The organism is Oceanobacillus aidingensis (genome assembly GCF_042654105.1).
GTDB lineage: Bacteria > Bacillota > Bacilli > Bacillales > Amphibacillaceae > Oceanobacillus > Oceanobacillus oncorhynchi.
Genome location: NZ_JBHSFT010000001.1, coordinates 489,069 through 509,872 on the forward strand (window position 1 = coordinate 489,069; position 20,804 = coordinate 509,872).

The 20,804-nt window shown below is 40.2% G+C and carries 20 protein-coding genes and 1 pseudogene; 18 read left to right on the forward strand and 3 right to left on the reverse strand.

The window, feature by feature from the left end; translation table 11 throughout:
* Positions 1–7 precede the first annotated feature (7 nt).
* From ACFO3P_RS02450 to ACFO3P_RS02460, 3 genes are all read left to right on the forward strand, one after another.
* Positions 8–706, forward strand: a complete 699-nt coding sequence (locus tag ACFO3P_RS02450; RefSeq protein ID WP_042530957.1) for an L-2-amino-thiazoline-4-carboxylic acid hydrolase — start codon at positions 8–10, stop codon at positions 704–706.
* Positions 707–710: 4 nt separating this feature from the next.
* Entirely contained in the window at positions 711–1,931 is a 1,221-nt protein-coding gene (locus tag ACFO3P_RS02455; protein ID WP_193064221.1) for a Zn-dependent hydrolase, read from the forward strand.
* Positions 1,932–2,062: 131 nt separating this feature from the next.
* The gene (locus ACFO3P_RS02460) at positions 2,063–3,310 is read left to right on the forward strand and encodes a cytochrome P450 (protein WP_042530961.1); all 1,248 of its coding nucleotides are present in this window, start codon (positions 2,063–2,065) and stop codon (positions 3,308–3,310) included.
* 82 nt (positions 3,311–3,392) lie between these two features.
* On the opposite strand, the gene ACFO3P_RS02465 is transcribed toward ACFO3P_RS02460, so the two are convergent.
* Positions 3,393–3,647, reverse strand: coding sequence for a DUF4282 domain-containing protein (locus ACFO3P_RS02465; RefSeq protein WP_042530962.1), 255 nt, complete (start codon positions 3,645–3,647; stop codon positions 3,393–3,395).
* A 371-nt stretch (positions 3,648–4,018) separates the two neighbouring features.
* On the opposite strand from ACFO3P_RS02465, the gene ACFO3P_RS02470 reads away from it, so the two are divergent.
* The 7 genes from ACFO3P_RS02470 (at position 4,019) to lhgO (ending at position 12,727) form a co-directional block, all read left to right on the forward strand.
* Positions 4,019–4,831 carry a hypothetical protein gene (locus ACFO3P_RS02470; protein ID WP_042530964.1) on the forward strand — a complete coding sequence of 271 codons (813 nt, stop codon included), beginning with the start codon at positions 4,019–4,021 and terminating at the stop codon, positions 4,829–4,831.
* A 324-nt stretch (positions 4,832–5,155) separates the two neighbouring features.
* Entirely contained in the window at positions 5,156–6,163 is a 1,008-nt protein-coding gene (locus tag ACFO3P_RS02475; protein WP_042530966.1) for a TAXI family TRAP transporter solute-binding subunit, read from the forward strand.
* Entirely contained in the window at positions 6,163–8,103 is a 1,941-nt protein-coding gene (locus ACFO3P_RS02480) for a TRAP transporter permease (protein WP_193064222.1), read from the forward strand. The genes ACFO3P_RS02475 and ACFO3P_RS02480 overlap by 1 nt, the downstream gene beginning before the upstream one ends.
* A gap of 4 nt (positions 8,104–8,107) precedes the next feature.
* A complete protein-coding gene (locus ACFO3P_RS02485; protein ID WP_193064223.1) occupies positions 8,108–8,809 on the forward strand; it encodes a FadR/GntR family transcriptional regulator in 702 nt (233 codons plus the stop codon).
* A 12-nt stretch (positions 8,810–8,821) separates the two neighbouring features.
* A complete protein-coding gene (locus ACFO3P_RS02490) occupies positions 8,822–10,228 on the forward strand; it encodes an FAD-binding oxidoreductase (protein ID WP_042530970.1) in 1,407 nt (468 codons plus the stop codon).
* Positions 10,221–11,501: a (Fe-S)-binding protein gene (locus ACFO3P_RS02495; protein WP_256705514.1), complete on the forward strand. Its 1,281-nt coding sequence runs from the start codon at positions 10,221–10,223 to the stop codon at positions 11,499–11,501. The genes ACFO3P_RS02490 and ACFO3P_RS02495 overlap by 8 nt, the downstream gene beginning before the upstream one ends.
* Positions 11,502–11,521: 20 nt before the next feature.
* Positions 11,522–12,727: an L-2-hydroxyglutarate oxidase gene (lhgO, locus tag ACFO3P_RS02500; RefSeq protein ID WP_193064225.1), complete on the forward strand. Its 1,206-nt coding sequence runs from the start codon at positions 11,522–11,524 to the stop codon at positions 12,725–12,727.
* Between the two features lie 143 nt (positions 12,728–12,870).
* Here lhgO and ACFO3P_RS02505 read toward each other — a convergent pair whose 3' ends face one another.
* Positions 12,871–13,137, reverse strand: coding sequence for a hypothetical protein (locus ACFO3P_RS02505; protein ID WP_042530976.1), 267 nt, complete (start codon positions 13,135–13,137; stop codon positions 12,871–12,873).
* Between the two features lie 268 nt (positions 13,138–13,405).
* Between ACFO3P_RS02505 and ACFO3P_RS02510 the strand changes: the two genes are divergently transcribed.
* The 5 genes and pseudogenes from ACFO3P_RS02510 to ACFO3P_RS02530 all read left to right on the forward strand — a co-directional run bounded on the left by ACFO3P_RS02510 (position 13,406) and on the right by ACFO3P_RS02530 (position 18,178).
* The gene (locus ACFO3P_RS02510) at positions 13,406–13,822 is read left to right on the forward strand and encodes a CotD family spore coat protein (protein WP_379542134.1); all 417 of its coding nucleotides are present in this window, start codon (positions 13,406–13,408) and stop codon (positions 13,820–13,822) included.
* Positions 13,823–14,024: 202 nt separating this feature from the next.
* The gene (gene gndA, locus ACFO3P_RS02515; protein ID WP_042530979.1) at positions 14,025–15,431 is read left to right on the forward strand and encodes an NADP-dependent phosphogluconate dehydrogenase; all 1,407 of its coding nucleotides are present in this window, start codon (positions 14,025–14,027) and stop codon (positions 15,429–15,431) included.
* 134 nt (positions 15,432–15,565) lie between these two features.
* Positions 15,566–16,178: pseudogene (locus ACFO3P_RS02520) on the forward strand (hypothetical protein).
* Between the two features lie 95 nt (positions 16,179–16,273).
* Positions 16,274–16,924 (forward strand): YdeI/OmpD-associated family protein, encoded by a 651-nt coding sequence (locus ACFO3P_RS02525; RefSeq protein ID WP_042530983.1) that lies wholly within the window; start codon positions 16,274–16,276, stop codon positions 16,922–16,924.
* A gap of 78 nt (positions 16,925–17,002) precedes the next feature.
* Positions 17,003–18,178: a GNAT family N-acetyltransferase gene (locus tag ACFO3P_RS02530; RefSeq protein ID WP_193064226.1), complete on the forward strand. Its 1,176-nt coding sequence runs from the start codon at positions 17,003–17,005 to the stop codon at positions 18,176–18,178.
* Between the two features lie 60 nt (positions 18,179–18,238).
* Here the strand turns inward: ACFO3P_RS02530 and ACFO3P_RS02535 are convergent, their stop codons facing one another.
* Complete coding sequence (locus ACFO3P_RS02535; protein WP_193064227.1) at positions 18,239–19,099, reverse strand: YihY/virulence factor BrkB family protein; 861 nt, start codon at positions 19,097–19,099, stop codon at positions 18,239–18,241.
* A 571-nt stretch (positions 19,100–19,670) separates the two neighbouring features.
* Between ACFO3P_RS02535 and ACFO3P_RS02540 the strand changes: the two genes are divergently transcribed.
* Genes ACFO3P_RS02540 through ACFO3P_RS02550 form a run of 3 tightly spaced genes read left to right on the forward strand, consistent with a single transcriptional unit; the run spans position 19,671 to position 20,789 of the window.
* Positions 19,671–20,117: a DUF948 domain-containing protein gene (locus tag ACFO3P_RS02540; RefSeq protein ID WP_193064228.1), complete on the forward strand. Its 447-nt coding sequence runs from the start codon at positions 19,671–19,673 to the stop codon at positions 20,115–20,117.
* Positions 20,114–20,566 carry a DUF948 domain-containing protein gene (locus tag ACFO3P_RS02545; protein WP_042530991.1) on the forward strand — a complete coding sequence of 151 codons (453 nt, stop codon included), beginning with the start codon at positions 20,114–20,116 and terminating at the stop codon, positions 20,564–20,566. The genes ACFO3P_RS02540 and ACFO3P_RS02545 overlap by 4 nt, the downstream gene beginning before the upstream one ends.
* Positions 20,556–20,789 carry a hypothetical protein gene (locus ACFO3P_RS02550; RefSeq protein ID WP_042530993.1) on the forward strand — a complete coding sequence of 78 codons (234 nt, stop codon included), beginning with the start codon at positions 20,556–20,558 and terminating at the stop codon, positions 20,787–20,789. The genes ACFO3P_RS02545 and ACFO3P_RS02550 overlap by 11 nt, the downstream gene beginning before the upstream one ends.
* Positions 20,790–20,804 lie beyond the last annotated feature (15 nt).

Here is a 20,804-nt window from a genome sequence, read left to right on the forward strand (position 1 = left end):
AGATAAGATGAGTGAAGAAAAGCTGATGATGAAAGCTTTGTCCATGGATATTATTACAGCGAAAATGTTTACGGAACTTCATCTTTCGATTATAGAAGCATATGGTGAAAAAGAAGGACGAAAGCTTGTACAGCAAGGTTTGGAAGCATTCGGGTTAAAAGATGCAGAAACCATGGCACAAAAAGCAACAGCAGAAGGACAAAATCATGCCTTTTATGAATATTTACCACAGGTTGTGGAGGAAGAAGAAAAATATGCAGAATTAACAACCTTTGCACGTTTTTCCAAAATGTTCGCTCAAATTTCAAAGCAGGTCGTAGACAAATATGAAGAAGAAGGAGAGGATGTTATTCGGCGTGCTGTAGAAAGGTACGGAAGAAAGCGCGGAGAAGGGATTGCCCAGCGTGCGCGTGCCAATGGGTTAGAAAATAACTCGGATAATTACTTGAAAAACTATGATATGGCCCGCAGTGAACTATTTGAAGTAGATACCGTGCATAAAGAAAATGAAGTAGAACAAACCTTTACGTATTGTCCGTTTGGTCAGCAGTGGGCAGATGATGATATGGGCAAATACGGCATTCTTTACTGCCAGGTAATCGATCCTTCTGTGGCGAAAGGATATAATAAAAATTTTGAAGTGGTGCATGACCAGTATGTATTGCGTGAAGGTCAATGTCACTTCCAGTTTCAGATGAAGGAGTAAGTCCATGATAAATGCCAAAAGATTGTTGCAGCGGCTGGATGAGTTAAGCCAGATTGGCCGGAACCACGAAACAGGCGGCATAAACCGCTTCTCTTTTACAAAGGAAGAACAACAGGCAATTGACCTTGTAACAGAATATATGAAAGAAGCGGGTATGCAGGTAAATGTGGATGGAATTGGAAATATTGTTGGCTCTTATGGAGATGCGCAAGAAACAGTTATGCTGGGCTCGCATATCGATACCGTTCCGGACGGCGGGAAATTCGATGGTGCTTTAGGGGTGCTGGCGGCCATTGAAGTCGTGCAAACCCTTCATGAACAGCAGGTTCCGCTTCATAAAAAGGTGGAAGTAACTGCATTTAAAGATGAAGAAGGAACGCGATTCGGTTTCGGACTGATTGGAAGCCGCGCGATGGCAGGACTGTTAAAGCCAGAACAATTACAGAAAACCGATGCTGCGAATATCGCCATCGAAGAAGCAGCACGGCAATTTGGATTATCCCCTTTTCCTTTAGAAAAATTAAAGCGGGAGGATATCAAAGCCTATTTGGAGCTGCATATTGAACAGGGGAAAGTACTGGAAAAAGAAGACTTGCCGGTAGGGGTAGTCACTGGAATTGCCGCTCCATTGTGGTTAGAGGTAACGGTGAATGGAATCAGTGAGCATGCTGGAGCAACGCCAATGCATATCAGACACGATGCATTAACCGCAGCCAGTGAAATGATTTTGGCAGTGGAGCAATGCTTCCAGAAAAAAGATGATTCTGTGGGCACTGTTGGGAAATTGCAGGTAGAGCCAAACGGGGTCAATGTTATTCCGGGAAAAGTAACCTTTACCATTGATATTCGTGATATTGATGAGCATACTATCCGTGAAATAGAACAAGAAGTGAAGCAGCAAATTAATGACATAGCAGCGCGCCGTCATGTCACCGCAGCGATAGTAGAGCTGCAGCGTGCGAAGCCTGCAAAAGCTGACGAATCCCTGCAGCAGCAATTTGCCGCTAGTATTGAAAAGCAGGGCATCCGTCCTTATGCTTTAGTCAGCGGCGCTGGTCATGATGCCATGAATATCGCTGCGGCCGCTCCGGTTGCTATGTTATTTGTCAGGTCGAAGGATGGGATTAGTCATAACCCATTAGAATACAGTTCAGATGAAGACATTGTGATTGCCGCCAATGTACTTTATGATACGGTTTTAGAGATAAGCGGGAAAAAAGATTAGGACAGAAATATACGCTGGATAACAGGTAGTGGTTTTTCACCGAAGGGTGGAGAATCACTATTTTTTGTTTAAATAGGAAATAAAAAAGGAACGATATAATAAAGTACATTATTTATGGAGGGTGAAACGAAATGACAGAGACACACATGCCAAAAGACAAAGGTTTGGATCATACGCTGAAGCTCTTGGACGAAGGGTACCGATTTGTAACCAATCGTTCGGATAAGTTTGAATCTCGTGTATTTGAAACAAGGCTGTTAGGGGAGAAAACCATTTGTATGGTAGGTGAGAAGGAAGCAGAACTTTTTTATGATAATGCCAAATTTTCTCGAAAGGATGCTTCTCCCGGGCGAATTCAGAAAACGCTGTTTGGTGAGGGAGGCGTTCAGGGATTAGACGGAGCGGATCACCATCATCGGAAAGCAATGTTTATGTCTCTGATGACAGAAGAAAGGCTGAACGAGATATCTGCTATCATCCGGGAAGAATGGGAGCAGGAAATGAAGCGTAATTCTAAGGAAGAAATACAGGTTTATCAAACAGCCAAATATGTATTGACGAAATCGGCCTTACGATGGACGGGGGTTCCTTATGAACAAGAAGACATCCCCGAATGGGCAGACCAGCTAAGTGACATGTTTGAAGATGCCGGTGCAGTTGGATGGAGCCATTGGCAGGCCAGACAATCCAGATCGAAAGCGGAAGAACGAATAACAGGCTTGGTGGAGAGAGTTCGCGAAAATACGGCGGAAGAGGTTCGTAAGGATAGTGCCGTATACCATTTTGCAATGCATCGGGACGTGAACGAAGAATTACTGGATGCTTCTGTTGTTGCCGTTGAATTACTGAACTTGTTGCGTCCAATCGTCGCAATTGCTGTTTATATAGACTTTGTCCTGCTGGCTGTACACGATTATCCAGAAGAAGCAGTGAAATTGGAGACAGAAGAAGATTTGCATCGGTTTATTCAGGAAGTAAGACGATTCTATCCGTTTTTCCCAGTTGCTCCTGCACGAGTCAAAGCGGATTTTACCTGGGGTGAATATACTTTTAAAGAAGGAACGTTAACCCTATTGGATTTATATGGTACAAACCATGACCCGGCTATTTGGGAAGAACCAGATCGGTTTCAGCCGGAAAGATTTCAAGGATGGAAGGAATCTCCATTTAATTTTATTCCGCAGGGCGGCGGAGAATTTGACATCGGTCACCGCTGTGCCGGCGAATGGATGACAATGGATGTTTTAAAAACGACACTCGACTTTTTCGTAAACCATCTTTCGTTTACATTTATTGAACAGGATTTGGATTATGAGATGAATGAAATTCCGCCTGTTCCAGAGAGCGGGGTAATTATTGAAGGAGTACAATCGAAATAAGATTTTTGTTTGAAGCTTGAAAGGGAATGGTGTATCGCTTTATGTGATACACCATTCCCTTTCTTTTTTTAACTCTGATAAATTATTTATCCCTTATTTGTTTTAATGTTTCATAGATTTTGAACATAATAATCAATAACTCACAATAAACTCGCACTAAGAGGCTTCCAATAACAATCGTGAGAAGACCTGAGAAAATAAGTAAAAATTCTTCTTCAATAATACCTGTAAAAATAGTAATAAGGCCGAATATAACGGATGCAGCAAGACCAACCCAAAATAATACTTTGATGATAATAGGTGTAATCATCTCTTCAAAACTGAAAAATTTGTTCATAAAGTTTCCTCCTTTGTTCTTTTTTAACAGTATACGTTAAAGACATCTGGTTTTACAAACAATTTCAGGTGTCTTACGTGTAATATTCATTGATAAAACATAGATGTCTAATATGATGATTTGGGTATGGGTATTTAGTTTTAAATTAGGTTTTAATAATCGGGAATATAGACTTTTATATATAGAACGTGAAACTTCCTTCCTGTTTTTCTGTTAAATACCCTAATTCTGCAGCTTTTGAGTTTGAAAATAATTAATTTGTGCTAATGTTAAGTATATACTAAAATATCAAACATTTTCATTCTGTGCGTAATGAACGCTTAGGGTAATTCGTTTGATGAAGTATAACTCAAAAAATAAGGAGTGGTAGGATGGAGAAAGAGGATAAACAGCAAGAAGAAAGTGTAGAGGAGGGATATGCTGCATCGATACCTGGTGGAGAGAAAGCGGAAGAGCAGCGTATGGAGCATGGGACACAGCAGCAGGAACCTTCTAATCAGCTTGAGCAAGAGCCGAACGAAGCAAAAACACATCTAGAGCAGGCTGCCGGCGAATCCAATGAAGCAGGGCAGAAGGAGAAAACAAAGGGATCGCAATTTGATTTTCAAGAAAGCTTTAATGAAATCAAAGGAATTGCATTAGACGCAACATTAAGGCCAAATACACTTATTCATTCCGGCCGGTCGATAAAAGTGGAAACCAGTCTCATTATTTTCGCTTTATTAGCTGTGCTTGTAAGTATTTGCCATTATTTATTTTATAGATATGGTTTTGATGGGCTGTTCTACTTTTTGGGAGACATTAATTTCACTTTTGTTTTACAAACCTTTGTCTCTTGGCTTATTACTTTTGCGATAGGTTACTTCTCGCTCTATATTCTGCTGAAACAGTTCGGGAATAAAACAATGGAGCATAAGGAATTATTGACAAAATACGTGGTGGTCAATATTCCGTTTGTCCTTGTGTTTTGTCTCGTGACATTATTTTTTGGCTTATTATTCATTGATTTATTTATTGTAACATATGTATTTTCATTATTACTTTTCGGCTTTATACATGTTTATTTATTTTTAGCGCTTATGGAAAAATCCCGGTTTGATGTCTTTTGGACATTAACGGTATATCAGCTGGTGCTTATTGTTGCATCGTATTTCCTGGTTGGCGTGGACTTTGGAGGAATTTAATTTATTTTAATCAAAAAACCAGAGCGATCTTCGGATTACTCTGGTTTTTTGATTTGCCCAATAAAAGTGTCAGATTCCCTGCTGTTATGTCTTTTTAACTATTTCTGTACAAGGGTAGATATCTCTTCCTGTTTTTTAATGCTTACTAAAACAAGGCTTGGGCCTATACGGAACGCGGATTGAATAAACCTTAAAAAATGGGAAATTTAAAATAAATTTTAAATCATTTATCAGAATTTTATATTTAGGTATTGTCACAAAATGTTCAATGTTGTAACATTGTATTACAAGTTCAACTGAAAGCGCATACAAAGGGGTGTTTGAATGAAAGGTAAGCTATTTTTATTTACAGTACTTATTTTTACCTTTGTTTTATCTGGATGTAATTTTGAGAAGAAAGAAATTTACAACATCGCAACAGCAACCACCGGAGGTACATATTATCCGATCGGGGTCGGAATGGGGCAGCTTTGGACAGAGCATTACCGGGATCAGAATATCAAATTTAATGGACAGGCCTCCGCAGGTTCTGTTGAGAACATTGATTTACTCAAAAATGGAGAAGCTGATTTTGCCATACTCCAAGGGTTGATTTCGACACAGGCAGCAGAGGGAAGCGGTATTTATGAAGGAGACCAATACGAAGAGCTTCGGTCTGTGGGGATGATTTGGCCAAACGTAGAGCATTTTGTATTAATGGAAGATTTTGTTGCGTCTGGAGATATCTCTGATATTGCGGGCAGATCGTTTTCTGTAGGCCCTCAGGCAAGTGGAACAGAACAATCTACCGTAACAATGATGGAAGGGATTGAGTTAGGGAAAAGTGATATCAGAACAGAATACCTTGGATATGATGATACGATTTCGGCAATGAGGGATGGCCGGCTAAATGGCGGATCTCTTCCTGCAGGGGTACCCGTATCTGCTATTACAGATATGTATGCAAGCGGGTTGAATGCCGCTATTTTAGAGGTGACCGATGAACAAATGGAGGATATTAACGATATTGTTCATACATGGTATCGCTACACCATTGAGGCTGGTTCTTACCCGAGGCAGGAAAAAGATATTGATACGATTGCCCAGCCGAATATTTTAGTTACCACTTCGGATATGGATGAAGAAATGGTTTATAACTTAACCAAGATACTATTTGAAAATCGTGAATATATGATTGGGATTCATAATTCCGCCCGGGAAATGCAGGTGGAGACAGCTTTAGAAGGCTTGAATACACCGCTTCATGCTGGAGCTTACCGCTATTTTGAAGAGCAAGGTATAGAGATTGAAGAGCATCTGAAACCAGAAGAGTTAAGAGAGGAGGAAAATTAATGGCGAATGCACAGGCAAAAAAGGTAGATATCGAGAAAAATCCAAATGATAATCCAGTTGCAGATCCTAAATCGTTGCGTAATAAAATTATCGCTGTTGTCGGTATTATCCTATCGGTCTTTGTTTTACTCACTTCCAGTTATCTAAACATTCAGGAGTTTTATAGAAATACGATTTTTTTAATCTTAATCTTTGTAATGGGATTTTTGCTTCATCCGTCAAACAAAAAGAAGACAGGGAAAATATCATCAATAGATATCGTTATGCTGTTCCTGTCGATTATTTCCATTGGCTATATTACGGTAACGTATACAAATTTGCATGTGGATCGGTTATCCCAGGCGAATACAGTCGATTATATATTTGCTGTCTTATGTATTTTAGTATTGTTTGAGATAACACGCCGGGCTATCGGCTGGTTTATTCCTATTTTGAGTGTTATTGCTTTGCTTTATGGTATTTATGGTGCGTACTTCCCTATTGATTTTGCTCACTCCGGCTTTACATTTGAAAGAATGCTGTATCGTATTTACATGACGTCTGATGGAGTTTTCGGCAGCACGCTATCCATTGCTTCTACTTATATTGTGTTGTTTATCTTATTTGGTTCATTCCTTACTGTGAGCGGTGCAAGTAATTTGTTTAATGATTTAGCTCTGGCGATTGCAGGACAGCGCCGGGGAGGACCTGCCCAGGTTGCAGTTATTACAAGTGCACTGACAGGGTCATTGAACGGAAGCGCTGTAGCGAATGTGGCGACAACGGGTGCCTTTACGATTCCACTGATGAAAAGTATCGGATTAAAGCCGAAGTTTGCAGGCGGGGTAGAGGCTGCAGCTTCTACGGGAGGCATGCTGATGCCGCCGATTATGGGAGCTGCAGCATTTATTATGGCAGGTTTTTTAGGAATTCCTTATACGGCGATTGTTTTAGCCAGCATTCTGCCTTCCTTGTTATATTTTATTGCTTTGGTATTTGCGATTGATACAGAAGCAAAGAAGCTTGGACTGAAAGGAATTAGTAAGGAGAATATTCCAGATATCAAAAAGGTACTATTGGAAAGAGGCGCCTTGCTTTTGCCGATTATTGTTGTGATGGGGGTGCTTCTATTAGGAAAAACGGCAATTTTTGCCGGCTTTGCCGGAATCATTGCTACGATTATCACTTCCTACTTAACCAAAGATAAAACGAATCGGATTACCTTCTCTAAGCTCTTTGAGGCACTTATTGATGGAGCCAGAAACTCCGTTCAGGTTGCTATTGCCTGTGCATCTGTAGGGATTATTATTGCCGTTGTTTCTATGAGCGGTGTCGGATCGATGCTCGCCTATAATGTCGCGGATCTTGCAGGCGGAAATCTGTTTATTATATTAATACTGATTATGATTACTTGTATTGTGCTCAGTCTGGGGCTTCCATCAACAGCATTATATATTGTGGTAGCTGTAACAGCTGCGCCGGCGCTTGTCCAAGTAGGCGTTAATCCTTTAGCAGCTCACTTTTTTGTATTTTATTATGGTGCCATGTCTAACGTAACGCCGCCTGTAGCGTTAGCTGCCTATACCGGGGCAGGAATTGCGAAAGCGAATCCGATGCAAACAGCTTGGACAGCTTTACGGTTAGCATTTCCAGGGTTTATTATCCCGATCATTATTGTTTATGATCCAATCTTGCTGCTGCAAACGGACGAAGGGCCAATTAATTATTTCCTATTAGTACAAGCATTTATTTCTGCGATTATAGGAGTTTATGCCCTCTCTGTTGGATTCGGAAACTATATTCGAGTAAAATTAAATATAGTAGAAAGAATCATATTAATCGGAGTGGCCTTCTTCTTGATTTCTACGAGTCAATTATTAGACGTCATCGGCCTGGCATTGTTTGTAATTGTACTTGCTTTCCATTTTATAAGAAGCAGGCGGCTCCTGGAGGCAGGATAATAAAATGAAACCGTTCAAAAAAGAAAAGTTATCTGATATTATTTTTTCCCAGTTAGAAAATATGATTAAAACTGGCGAATACGCTGAAGGACAAAAGCTTCCTTCAGAGAATGAGCTCGCAAAATATTTTGATGTCAGCAGAGTTCCTATTCGGGAAGCAATCAGTAAATTAGTCTCAGTAGGCTATGTAGAGTCGATGCAGGGGAAGGGAAGTTATGTCAAGCGCCTGGATGCTGGGGATGAATTTAAAGAATATACTTACGGCGAATTTACAAAAAAAGAGTTATTTGATCTGTTAGAAATGCGAGCGCTATTGGAAGTGGAAGCAGCAGGCTACAGTGCAGTAAGGCATACACAAGAAGCACTTTCGAAAATTGAGCAGGCGCTGAAGGACTTTGAAGAAATCACGAGCAATGAATATTCGATTGGTTTAAAAGCGGATTATAATTTTCATCAAGCGATTATCCAATCCACAGAGAATAATTATATGATTCAAACCTTTCAAAATTTAGAGCGTGTACACAGAAATGCTTTGGAATATTCATTGAAACTGAATGTAGGAAAACCTAGAAAAAGAGAAGAGGTTTATAGCGAGCACGAACGTATTTATTTGGCAATCAAATCCCAAAATGCAGCAGAAGCCAAGGAAGCGATGTACTTACATCTGACAAACATGCGCAGAAAGTTGGGGGACGACAGAATATAGGTGGGTTAAATAATGAAAGAAAAAATAATAGAAAAATTGACTGAAATAGTAGGAGAGCGTTTGTTAATAGATGTGGATGACCGTGTCTCATACGGCTATGATGCGTCCTTTGGGCAGTATATGCCGGATTATGTTGTTCAAGTGATGTCAACGGAAGAGGTACAGAAAATTGTACAGCTGGCGAATGCTTATGAAATTCCCATTTATCCAAGAGGAGCGAGCACAAGCCTTTCTGGAGGTCCTCTACCTGTACACGCAGGTATTGTAATGGATTTTTCCCAGTGGAATCAGTATCTGGAAATTTTTCCGGATGATTTGTTAATCAAGGCAAGTCCAGGTGTGAAAACAGGAGATATTCATCAATTGGCAGAAAAGTATAACTTAATGTATGCGCCCGACCCTTCTTCTTCCTCGATCTGCACTATTGGCGGGAATTTAGCAGAAAACGCCGGCGGTCCCCGAGGAGTAAAGTATGGTGTGACAAAGGATTATGTATTGGGGCTGGAGGTGGTTACCGCGGAAGGAGAAGTTATCCGTACGGGTGGAAATACCGTTAAAAATGTGACCGGCTATGATTTAACGAAGCTTTTAATCGGATCAGAGGGGACCCTTGGAATTATTACAGAGGCAACTTTAAGGCTGATTCCAAAGCCGATGGATACGAAGACAGCAATGATTATATTCGAGGATTTGTATACTGCAGGAAAGTCTATTTCCAAAATATTAACATCGGGAGTAAGACCTTCTAAAATGGAGATTCTTGATCAGAATGCGATAAACAAAGTGGAGGATTATGCCGGACTGGATTTACCCAGAACGGCCGCGGCTATTCTGCTTGTTGAAGTGGATGGGGATACAGATGTATTGATGAAGGAACTGCATGTTATTCAGCAGGCTCTTTTAGAAATTGGTGTAGAGAATGTGCAAATTGCGAAAACCAAAGAGGAAGAAGCAAGGCTCTGGCAGGTGAGAAAATTAGTTTCACCTGCAATTGTCCAAAGCGGCTACACCAAAATATCAGAAGATGCGACCGTCCCGTTGAGTAAGATTCCAGACATGTTTCGGAAGATAGATGAAATGAAGAAAAAGTATAATCTGAATATTGTTGTATTTGGCCACGCTGGTGATGGCAACCTGCACCCAACGATTAATACCAATATGCGGGATGCGGATGAAGTTACCAGAGTGGAGGATGCGGTCGAAGAAATCTTTCATTACGCCATTGAATTAGGCGGGACCTTATCAGGTGAACATGGAATCGGAACGATGAAAAAACCGTTTTTCCCAAAAGAAGTAGGAGAAGCCGGCATGGTATTCCAGAAAGCGATTAAACAAGCGCTTGATCCGAAGAATATCTTGAATCCAGGAAAAATATTCCCGGAAGCGGGAGAGAAAAGGTTAGTGTTAAAAAATGACTGAGCAATTAATTGAAAAATTGGATTATCAGGCAACCTTTGATTGTGTGCAATGCGGGTACTGCTTGCCTGCTTGCCCCACCTATCTGGCTTTTAAAAAAGAAAAGCATTCACCGAGAGGGCGTATTAATTTAGTGCAGATGGCAGCGGAAGGAAAGATAGATATAGAAGACATGCGGGAAGGGATTGATTTATGTCTGGGTTGCCGGGCATGTGAGACAGTATGCCCCACCAATGTCCGTTACGGCGATATTCTGATGTCGGCCGTCGAGGTGCTGAAAGATAATAAAAAAATGGGACTGTTCGAGAAGGGAGTCAGAACAGCTGCTTTTAAAGTGGTTTTGAAAAACAAACAGATTCTGAGACTGGTGAACAGGAGTTTATATGCTTATCAGGTGACCGGAGTGAAGCGTGTGGTTAATCGGCGTAATCTTCTAAAACCGATGGAGAAATACCGAGACTTGAATAAAGCCATGCCGGAAGTCCAACTAAGTAAGCGGCTGAAAAATCCGCCGAATCCTTTTAGAAAATCAGCAATTCAGGTTGGTTTCTTTCAAGGCTGTATTATGGACGTATTTTTCAGCCGGATTAATGATCTAGCTGTTAACATTTTAAACGGACATGGAATGGAAGTGACGAATATTCCGTCACAAACATGCTGTGGTGCCCTGCAGCATCATGCAGGAGAGCACAATCAGACGGTAGAGCTAGCCAAGAAAAATATCGCAGCCTATGAGGGATATGACTTTGACTATATTGTTAATACCGTCGGCGGCTGTGGAGCGACGTTAAAAGAATACCCTAAGTTATTTCAGGAAGGAACGGAATGGCATGAGCGGGCATTAAAGTTTACGGCAAAGGTTAGGGATATTTCTGAACTGATGGCAATGGCTGATTTGGATTTTCAATATGAAATTCCGAAGAATGCTGTATTTCAGCCGTCATGTCATTTGGAGAATGTACAGCAGGTGTTTGAGGACCCGTTAAAAATCATTAAACGTATTCCCGGCCTGAACTACATGGAGTTAAAAGATAAAGCGCTCTGCTGTGGCTCAGCAGGTATTTATAATATCCTGCATTTTGAGGAATCCATGCAAATTTTAGATATGAAGATGAAAAACGTTAAAACAGCAAGACCGGAATTAATCATCACTTCCAATCCGGGCTGTCATATCCAAATGCAGCTGGGAGTAGAAAGAGAAGGCTTATCGGATGTGATTTCAGTGAAGCATATTGTGGAAGTAGTCGCGGAAGCTTGCGGTATTCAAACAACTTAAGCAGAGGCAGGGGAAGCACAGTGAAAGTAGACATAGTGATTGTTGGAGCAGGGATTATTGGCTTGAGCACCGCTTACCAGCTATCGAAAAAGCATCCAGATAAAGACATTGCAGTCGTAGATAAAGAAGCAGAGGTAGCGAAGCATCAGACAGGACATAATAGCGGTGTGATTCATTCAGGAATTTATTATAAACCGGGCTCCTACAAAGCGAGATTTGCCCGTAATGGATCGAAATCTATGGTGGAGTTCTGTGAAAAGCATCAAATTGAGTATAACCAATGTGGCAAAGTAATTGTAGCAACAAGTGAGTCCCAGCTTGCGAATATGAATAAACTATATGAGCGGGGAATCGAAAATGGATTAGATGTCGAACGTTTAAGCCGTGATGAAGTAAAAGAGATTGAACCATTTGTAAATACAGTCGGCGGGATCCACGTTAAAAATACCGGCATTGTGGATTTTAAAAAGGTTACAGAGAAATACGCCGAGCTGTTTATAGAAAATGGCGGCATGCTGCGGTTACATAATGAAGTGAAAGATATCCAAATGGAAACAGAAAAAATAACCGTAGTAACGAATGAAACGACATATGAAGCGGATTATTTGATTAATTGTGCCGGGTTATATAGTGATAAACTGGCTCGTATGGCGCGTATCGAGACAGATGTTCAAATTATTCCATTTCGCGGCGAGTATTTTGAATTAGATGAGCGTATTGAACATTATGTAAAAACGTTGATTTATCCAGTCCCTAATCCGGATTTGCCATTCCTGGGTGTCCATTTTACAAATATGATTGGCGGCGGAGTCGATGTAGGGCCTAATGCCGTGTTGGGATTTAAAAAAGAAGCATATCAAAAAATTGGTTTTAACCTGAAAGAAACAACGCAAATCATAACCTTTCCGGGGCTGTATCGAATGGGCATAAAAAACATGAAGGAAGCTATCGGTGAATATTATCGGTCATTTAGTAAAAAAGCATTTGTCAAAGAAGCACAAAAATTAATTCCTTCATTAACAGCAGCGGATATCAAGCCGATGGAAGCGGGAGTACGTGCGCAAGCGATGAAACCGGATGGGACCATGCTAGATGATTTCTATTTTGAAGAAAATGCGTCAAGTTTACATGTGTTGAATGCGCCATCACCTGCTGCAACGTGCTCGATTGAAATAGGAAAGGAAATTGCAAAGCGTTTTAACCAAAAAATGCCGGCGGTAACCTGAAAGGTATCTTTCGATAGTTTACACTTTTGATTTGGAAACAAACAAACCCCAGGATGTCTTCTATTATTTGAACGGAAGACATTCTGGGATTTTTGTTTAAGCAATATTTTCACAGCCGGACTTGCTGTAATAGGCAGCCAATCTTATGCTTTTGGACGTGTACGAGACCAGGAAATAGCTGTCATTATAATCAGAACAATGACGGAACTGATAAAGGCAGCCAGACTGATATTGCCGATAAGAGCGGCATCTTCCCCCTCAAAGAAATAACTGATAAAGATAGAAATAAGGCTGATTGAACTGACAACCATCGGTGGAACAATCCGTTTCTCTTTCACAAATATACTTATTAATATGAGAATAGCGGCAACGCCAAGCATGATTGGTAAGTATCCTGTTAAAAATTCCATTATATCACTCCAGTAACTGAACTAAATATGACGCTTCTATTGTATAAAGTTTCCCGATTTTGGATGTAATTAATCTGACACTTTTATCCTAATCCCTCTCTCATACAAAGAACAGGAGAATAAAGCTCTCTGTTCCTTTTTAGAATCGCCACTTAAATAAGAATCCAAGAGAAATTCCTGAAAAATAGGTTATTATATCAAACCGAGTACGGGGGGGACACATAGTCTATAGAGAAAGATTAAAGAAATGGAAAGGAGGTCCTTTACGGTGAGAGGTAGTAACAAACATCATCAAGGACAATTTAATCAAGGCTGGGGGAACCAAAATCAACAGGTACAAGGAGCTTCTATGAATGGGAATTGCAATGGAATGCCACAGCAAATGCCAATGCAGCAAATGCCGCAGCAACAAATGCAGCCAGAATACTGTGCACCACAAGTATCACCTACACAACAAGGCCCAACACAAGTATCTCCAACAAAGCAATACGTTAAAACAAACGTTTCTAATACTGAGGTAAAGCATGTCCATCCTAGTCACACTACAAATGTTAATAAGCATATGACAACACACAAACACTATTTCCCTCATACAGAATCTGTTGTAAATGATATTAAAGAACAGCATGTTATGTGCGGAAAGCCGCATCATCCTTGTCCGCCGCAAGGCCCTTGCGGATGCTAAGGAGCTTTGTGTGTAACTAGAAAAATCATCGATTCGCAGTTTGATGTGATGCTGCGGATTGGTGATTTTTCTCTGTCAAAAAATCGGCCAAGTTATCATAGTATTGAGAAAAAATAGCGTGGGACTTGGTTTCTTTAGAAGAAATCCGTTATAATAGGAAAAGGTTCATTTTAAATTTTTAGGCAGAGAGGATCGAGTATATATGAAGCAAGAGATTGGTGTTATTGGCTTAGCTGTTATGGGTAAAAATATTGCGTTAAATATAGAAAGCCGTGGCTTCGCTGTATCTGTTTTCAACCGTACCTACCAGAAAACAGAAGAATTTATGGCAAACGAAGCAAAAGGGAAGAACTTCTATGGTGCCGAAACGATTGAAGATTTTGTTCAATCTTTAGAGAAGCCCCGCAGAATAATGCTTATGGTGAAAGCTGGACCAGCGACAGATGCAACTATCGCATCCCTGCAGCCATACTTAGAAGACGGCGACGTGTTGATTGATGGAGGAAATACACTTTATGAAAATACGATGCGCCGTAATGAGGAATTAGATAAAACCGGTATCCATTTCATTGGAACTGGTGTATCCGGCGGGGAAGAAGGCGCATTAAAAGGACCTTCTATGATGCCTGGCGGACAAAAAGAAGCATATGATTTAGTTGCTCCAATCTTTGAAGCAATTTCTGCTAAAGTAGATGGCGAACCATGTGTAACGTATATCGGACCAAATGGTGCAGGACATTTTGTGAAAATGGTTCATAATGGAATTGAATATGGAGATATGCAGTTAATCGCTGAAGCATATGATTTAATGAAGAATGTGGTCGGCTTAGATGCAAAAGAATTGCATGAAGTGTTTAAAGAGTGGAATAAAGGAGAGCTAGACAGCTTTCTAATTGAAATTACAGCAGATATTTTCACAAAAGTGGATGAGGAAACGGGCAAACCGTTAGTGGAAGTGATCCTTGATAAAGCGGGCCAAAAAGGTACTGGAAAATGGACAAGCAAAAATGCCCTGGACTTAGGTGTGCCGCTTCCATTAATTACAGAGTCTGTATTTGCACGTTTTATTTCTTCCTTAAAAGACGAGCGCGTAAAAGCAAGCAAAGTGTTCTCCGGTCCTGCTAAAACGGAAGTATCTGAGAGCAAAGAAGAGCTTGTGGAAGCAATTCGTCAGGCGCTTTACATGAGTAAAATTGTTTCTTACGCACAGGGCTTTGCGCAAATGCGTGCAGCGTCTGAAGAAAACAATTGGGACTTGAAATATGGCGATATCGCAATGATTTGGCGCGGCGGATGTATTATCCGTGCAAACTTCCTGCAAAAAATCAAAGAAGCATATGATCGCGATGGAGATCTGCCAAACCTGATGCTCGATCCATACTTCAAAGAGATTGTTGAAGGATATCAAGCGTCTCTTCGTAAGGTTGTTTCTTTAGCTGTGCAGCATGGTGTTGCTGTACCGACGTTCGCGAGTGCGATTGCTTACTATGACAGCTATCGTTCAGAGGACCTGCCAGCTAACTTAATCCAGGCGCAGCGCGATTATTTCGGTGCGCATACGTATGAGCGTAAGGATAAAGATGGTGTATTCCATTCACAATGGTTTTAATGAATTTGTGAGAAAGATGTTTGATTTTTAATAATGCTATGATGTCCCGGAGTCAATTGGTTGATTCCGGGACTTTTTAATATCACTCCGTGTAAAGTAAGCAGCATGAAAAAATAAGATGGGGCGGGATAACGATGAGAAAAAGAATGGGATGTTTACACGCTCATTACTCCAATATAAAATATTTGGATGATGTACTTTCCGAATTTAATATCGAATTGAAAGAAAGTCAATGAACAAATAGCGTGGATGGCTCAATGTGATGTCGATGCCATCCTTATTACTTGTACAAATTATATAGGCCTTTTAAAGAAAGACCAGCTCTCTATAGCTGTGCCGATTATAAAAATCGATGAACCTTTTTTTGATTCCATTTGCCAGATAGATCAGCCTCAGGTTATTCTTTTTTCAAACCCTGCAACTGTTAAAGGGACGATGGAACGTCTGAAGCAGCATGCAGATTGTCATCAGCAACCGTTAGATATAGAAGTTAAAATTATCTATGATACTTTTGACTTGATCATGCAGGGGATGAAAAAAGAATATAATCAAAAAATTTCCGAGTTCTTAAATCAAATGACAAAGGATAATAATAAAATTATTTCTGTTGCGCAATTATCTATGGTTGAGGCATCCCGGCAGGTGGAGGGTAATTCATCGAAGCCGATTATTAACCCGTTAGATACACTCGTATCCTTTATGGTTGAACATTTGAAATTAGAGAAAAATGATAATGTGCTTTACTGAATAGAAAAGAACGAGAACACCGTATTTGCCCATCAATATGCTTTCTTGATTCTTGGTAAAAATGATATATTTACATAAGGCAGGGAGTGAATATTATGTCAATTATAGATAAATTAAAGCTTCATAAATACAACAGTATGGCTGTTATTAATCAGCCGAATGACTATGGTGTATTCACGGAATCAAATCAAGCATTGCAACAAGAGCATGATGCGATATTTATTTTTGTAGAAACGTTGGATGAGATGATTACATATACAAATCAAATTTTAGAGCAGCAATTACTGCTTCCCAAAGGATATTTATTTTTTGCCTACCCTAAAAAGGGAAATAAGCGGTATACAACCTCTATCCATAGAGATGAGATTTTCCCCGCTATGAAGGTGGACGAAGAAGGGTATGTGTCAGGAAGTGATCTGAAATTTGCCCGTATGGTAAGTATGGATGACGTGTTTACCGTAATTGGCTTAAAACGCGAGAAGCAAAAAGAGAAGAAATCCGCCTCGTCGAGCCAGCGCGTAGCAGATTATGCCGAGAATGTGAAAGATATTGAAGCGTTATTGGCAGCATTTCCTGAGGTGCTTTCATTTTATCAGAGTCTGACACCTGGCTATCAAAAAGACTGGGCGCGCTATCTTTTTTCCGCGAAACAGCAAAAAACACGTGACAAGCGTAAACAGCAAATGCTTGATATTTTGTCTCAAGGGTATAAATCGATTGATTTGTACCGCCAGCAGAAGAAATAATTGGCTTTAAAAGAGGAATCGCCCGTATCATTTTCACTGAATGAAGTTTCATTTTATCCGTCAAAGAGGAGGACTGTTATGATTAAACAAATTCCAGTAACCAATGATGAAATTTATGATCTGTCCGCTTTTGCCTTTCAAGTTACACCCGCACCAGGAGAAATAGAAAAGAAAAAAGAAGCAAAAAAGAATGAAACAGTTTGGGGCTGGGTGGAAGGAGAAAATCTTGCTGCAAAGGTCCATCTGATTCCATTGGAAACACGTATCCATGGCAAGGTTATCAAAACAGGGGGCATTGCCTCTGTGGCAACTTGGCCGGAGTATCGGAGGAAAGGAGCTGTTCGGCAGCTGCTTATCCACGCTCTAGGTGAAATGAAAAAAGCAGGTTATCTTGTTTCTTATTTGGCGCCATTCAGTGTCCCGTTTTACCGGAAGTTTGGCTGGGAAATGACCATCAATGAAATGCAGTTTACAATTCCAATGGAACATGTGCCTAAATACAAGGATATAACAGGCTGTGTGCGTCGGATGAAAAAGGGTGAAGAAGCGATTTTAAAAGAGGTTTATCATGCTTATACCGAACAGTATACAGGGATGCTGGTACGCGATAATCATTGGTGGGAGCACAAGATTTTCAGTAAAGAAGAATTAATTACAGCGATTAGTTATGATGATGCGGGCAAGGCAGACGGATATGTCCGTTATCAGGTAAAGAATAGTAAGCTGGACATCGATGAATGGGCTGCGGTTACCCCGGAAAGTAAAAAGCGGCTGCTTCAGTTTATTGCTAATCATGATTCAATGGCAAAGGAAGTACAGATGACACTGCCGGATGATGATTTATTTCCGCTTTTTCTGGAAGAGCCGAGAGCAAAGCAAGAACAAAAGCCATATTTTATGACAAGAATTGTTGATGTAGAAGCCTTTCTAAAGGTATATCCATTTTTGACGCCGGCAGAAAAGGAAGAAAGCTTTAGATTGAAAGTGGAAGATGGCGTTTTGGAAGAAAACAGTGGCGTTTATCAGATTTATTTTCAAAACGGATCACATTATGCAGAAAAAACAGAGGAGACGGCAGGAGAGAATGTGACAGCATCGGTGACAATTCAACAATTAACGATGATTTTGTTAGGGAAACAAACCTTGGAGCAGCTTTACCAGCAGGCGTTTATCTCAGGTGAATTAGAAAATATGATAAAGCTGGATACGTATCTCCCTAAGAAAAAACATCCGTATCTTGCAGATTTTTTCTAAACTACAATAAAAACCAAAGTCGATCCTCTATATCAAGAAGACAGACTTTGGTTTTTTCCATTAGACTTCCTTACTGCTTGCCGTTTCTTTTTTGGCTTCTGTAGCATCATCTATTTTTTTCTGGTGATACATACTATTTAATAACGCGCCTACCAGAAGAATAATACCTGTTAAGAAGAACCAGATCATCAGAATGATAATTCCTCCAAGACTTCCATACGTTGCAGAGTAATTGCCGAAGTTAGATACATAAATGGAAAAAGCAAAAGAACTCACCAGCCATAAAATACTTGCTGTTAATGTTCCAGGTAAAATATGGCGGAAAGGAAGCCGTTTATTGGGCGCAAAACGATATAAGCCGAGTAAAATAATGGTAACAATTACAATGACCATCACTAAACGTGAGATTTGCAGAATAAACCCGGTGCCTTCGCTGATGCCGATAAAGGAAATCAAGAAATTGATAATAGCATCTCCGAATACAAGCAAAATGATAGATGAAATGGCCGCTAACAGTACGCCGATAGTCAGCAGGATAGCTATTCCGCGGGCTTTAATAAATGATCTGGTTTCTTCCACTTCAAATGCTTGATTGGATACCTTAATGAAAGCATTGATTCCGTTGGATGCAGACCAGATTGTACCTAAAATCCCGACAGTCAATAATCCGCCGCGGGGGGTCTCTACCAAGCTGATAATATTTTCTTCAAAGGTTGCTGCAAGCTCTTGCGGTAAGATGGAGCCGAGGAACTCGACAGCATCTTCCGGGCTTATGTTAAAATAAGGGATAATTGCAAAGCCAACGATAAGAAGCGGGAAGACGGCTAATAGAAAATAATAAGCAAGCGCAGCTGCAAGTAATGTCGTATTATTTTCGGTGAAACGTTTCATAAAATCTTTGCCGAATTGTTTAATATCCATAGTCGCCTCCAATAAAATTTTTTCATACCTTTCCATTTTAGAGGGAGTCCCTGAAAAATGGAATAAATATATCCATAACGATTAGGGAAAGATGAAGGTATGTAAATTCTATACCCAAAAATGAAGAGATGTAATCTTGGTAAATGGGAAATAAGATAACTTTCTGTACGTATGACAGAAGACGAACACCAGCCTTGATGATTTTCATCACCGCAGGAAGATTGTCTGGGGAGGCGTTTGTTTGCCTGAAGAGTTGTGCGTCAGTGGGCAAAGAATTTGAAGAAAATACCATGTACTTGTATGACTCCCTTTAACGAATGCCGGGTTTTCTGATATTATAAAGAAGAAACGTTTTATTTATTTTGGCAGGTGGTATAATATTGTTTAAAGAGGCTATTCAAAAAGTCTGATTGAAAAAATTGAGAAATATGGGCGGCAATCGAAGAGAATCGGCAAGGCCATTTGGTCCTTTTGAACAAGCAGGAGCCGGGTGCAGCTGTTCTTAGATAAGAAATATTCAAGCCCAAACTTATACGCGCTTATATTTTGAAGAAGGAGGGGTTTTTTACATATGCCTATTATTTCCGTAGGGATTTTACTTGTTGCTATCGCGTTTGCGGTCGTGTGTTGTTATATAGCCTTTATGTTAAATCGGCTTACGTATAATATTCGTTCGCTCGGCAAATCAGTCGTAAAAATGGAAGAAGAAATGAATCACATCACACCTGAAATTTCGACATCCTTACAAGAAGTGAACCATTTAATTGATGATACGCACGAGAAGCTGCAGGCAACAGACAGTGTCTTTGGGTCTTTAGAAGATGTAGGCACCTCTGTCCAGAGCTTAAATGAAGCTTATAAAGTGAAACGACAAGCATTGGATGATGCGAAATTGGAAGAAAAATTAAATCTGGCAATGAAAGGTATCACGTGGAGTGAAGCTGCGATGCAGATTTATAAAAGTTACCAGGCAGGTAAAACAAATAAAGTCAACCAGACGAGGGAGGAAGTAAAATGACATTAATCGGAGTCGGCGTCATTATTATTGGAGTCGCAAGTGTTATTTTAGCTATTTTTATTGCTCATTTATTAAATAACTTAGCAAGTGTATTAAGCGGCGTCGATAAGACAGTACAGCAATTACCGGAGCAAATGGATGGTATTTTAAAAGAGACAACAAGTATTATGCATGAAAGTAACCAGGCTTTAGCTGATATTAATAACAAGATGGAGCAGCTGAGCCCGCTGTTTTATATCGTTGGTGATGTTGGGAATGCAACACGGAAGCTATCTTCTTCCTTAGTGGATGTAACGGATTCTGTAAAAACAAAAACAGAAGTTGGTCAGGAAGTTTCCGGTAAAAACAACTTAGGCGGCGTGTATGGCGGAGTTGCCCTTGGTTATTATTGGTTAAAGAAAAAGCGGGATTTAAAACGCGAGAAACGGGCATATACCCATGAGCAATAAAGGATCTAAAACGGGTATCGTTGTCAGTTCAGCTGTTGGTGCTGTATTAGGCTGGGCAGCAAGTTCTTATGTAGATAAGAAACGAAATTTAGAAGAAAATCCGTCATTATTAACTCGTCTGCGTGATTTTGAACAGCGTCTGTATCATGATGGTTTTCAAAAATCGACAGAGCTTCAGGAGATACGGCAGGAAGTAGAAAATAGAATTGCAGAAGAAAAGTAAAAAAAACGCTTGGAA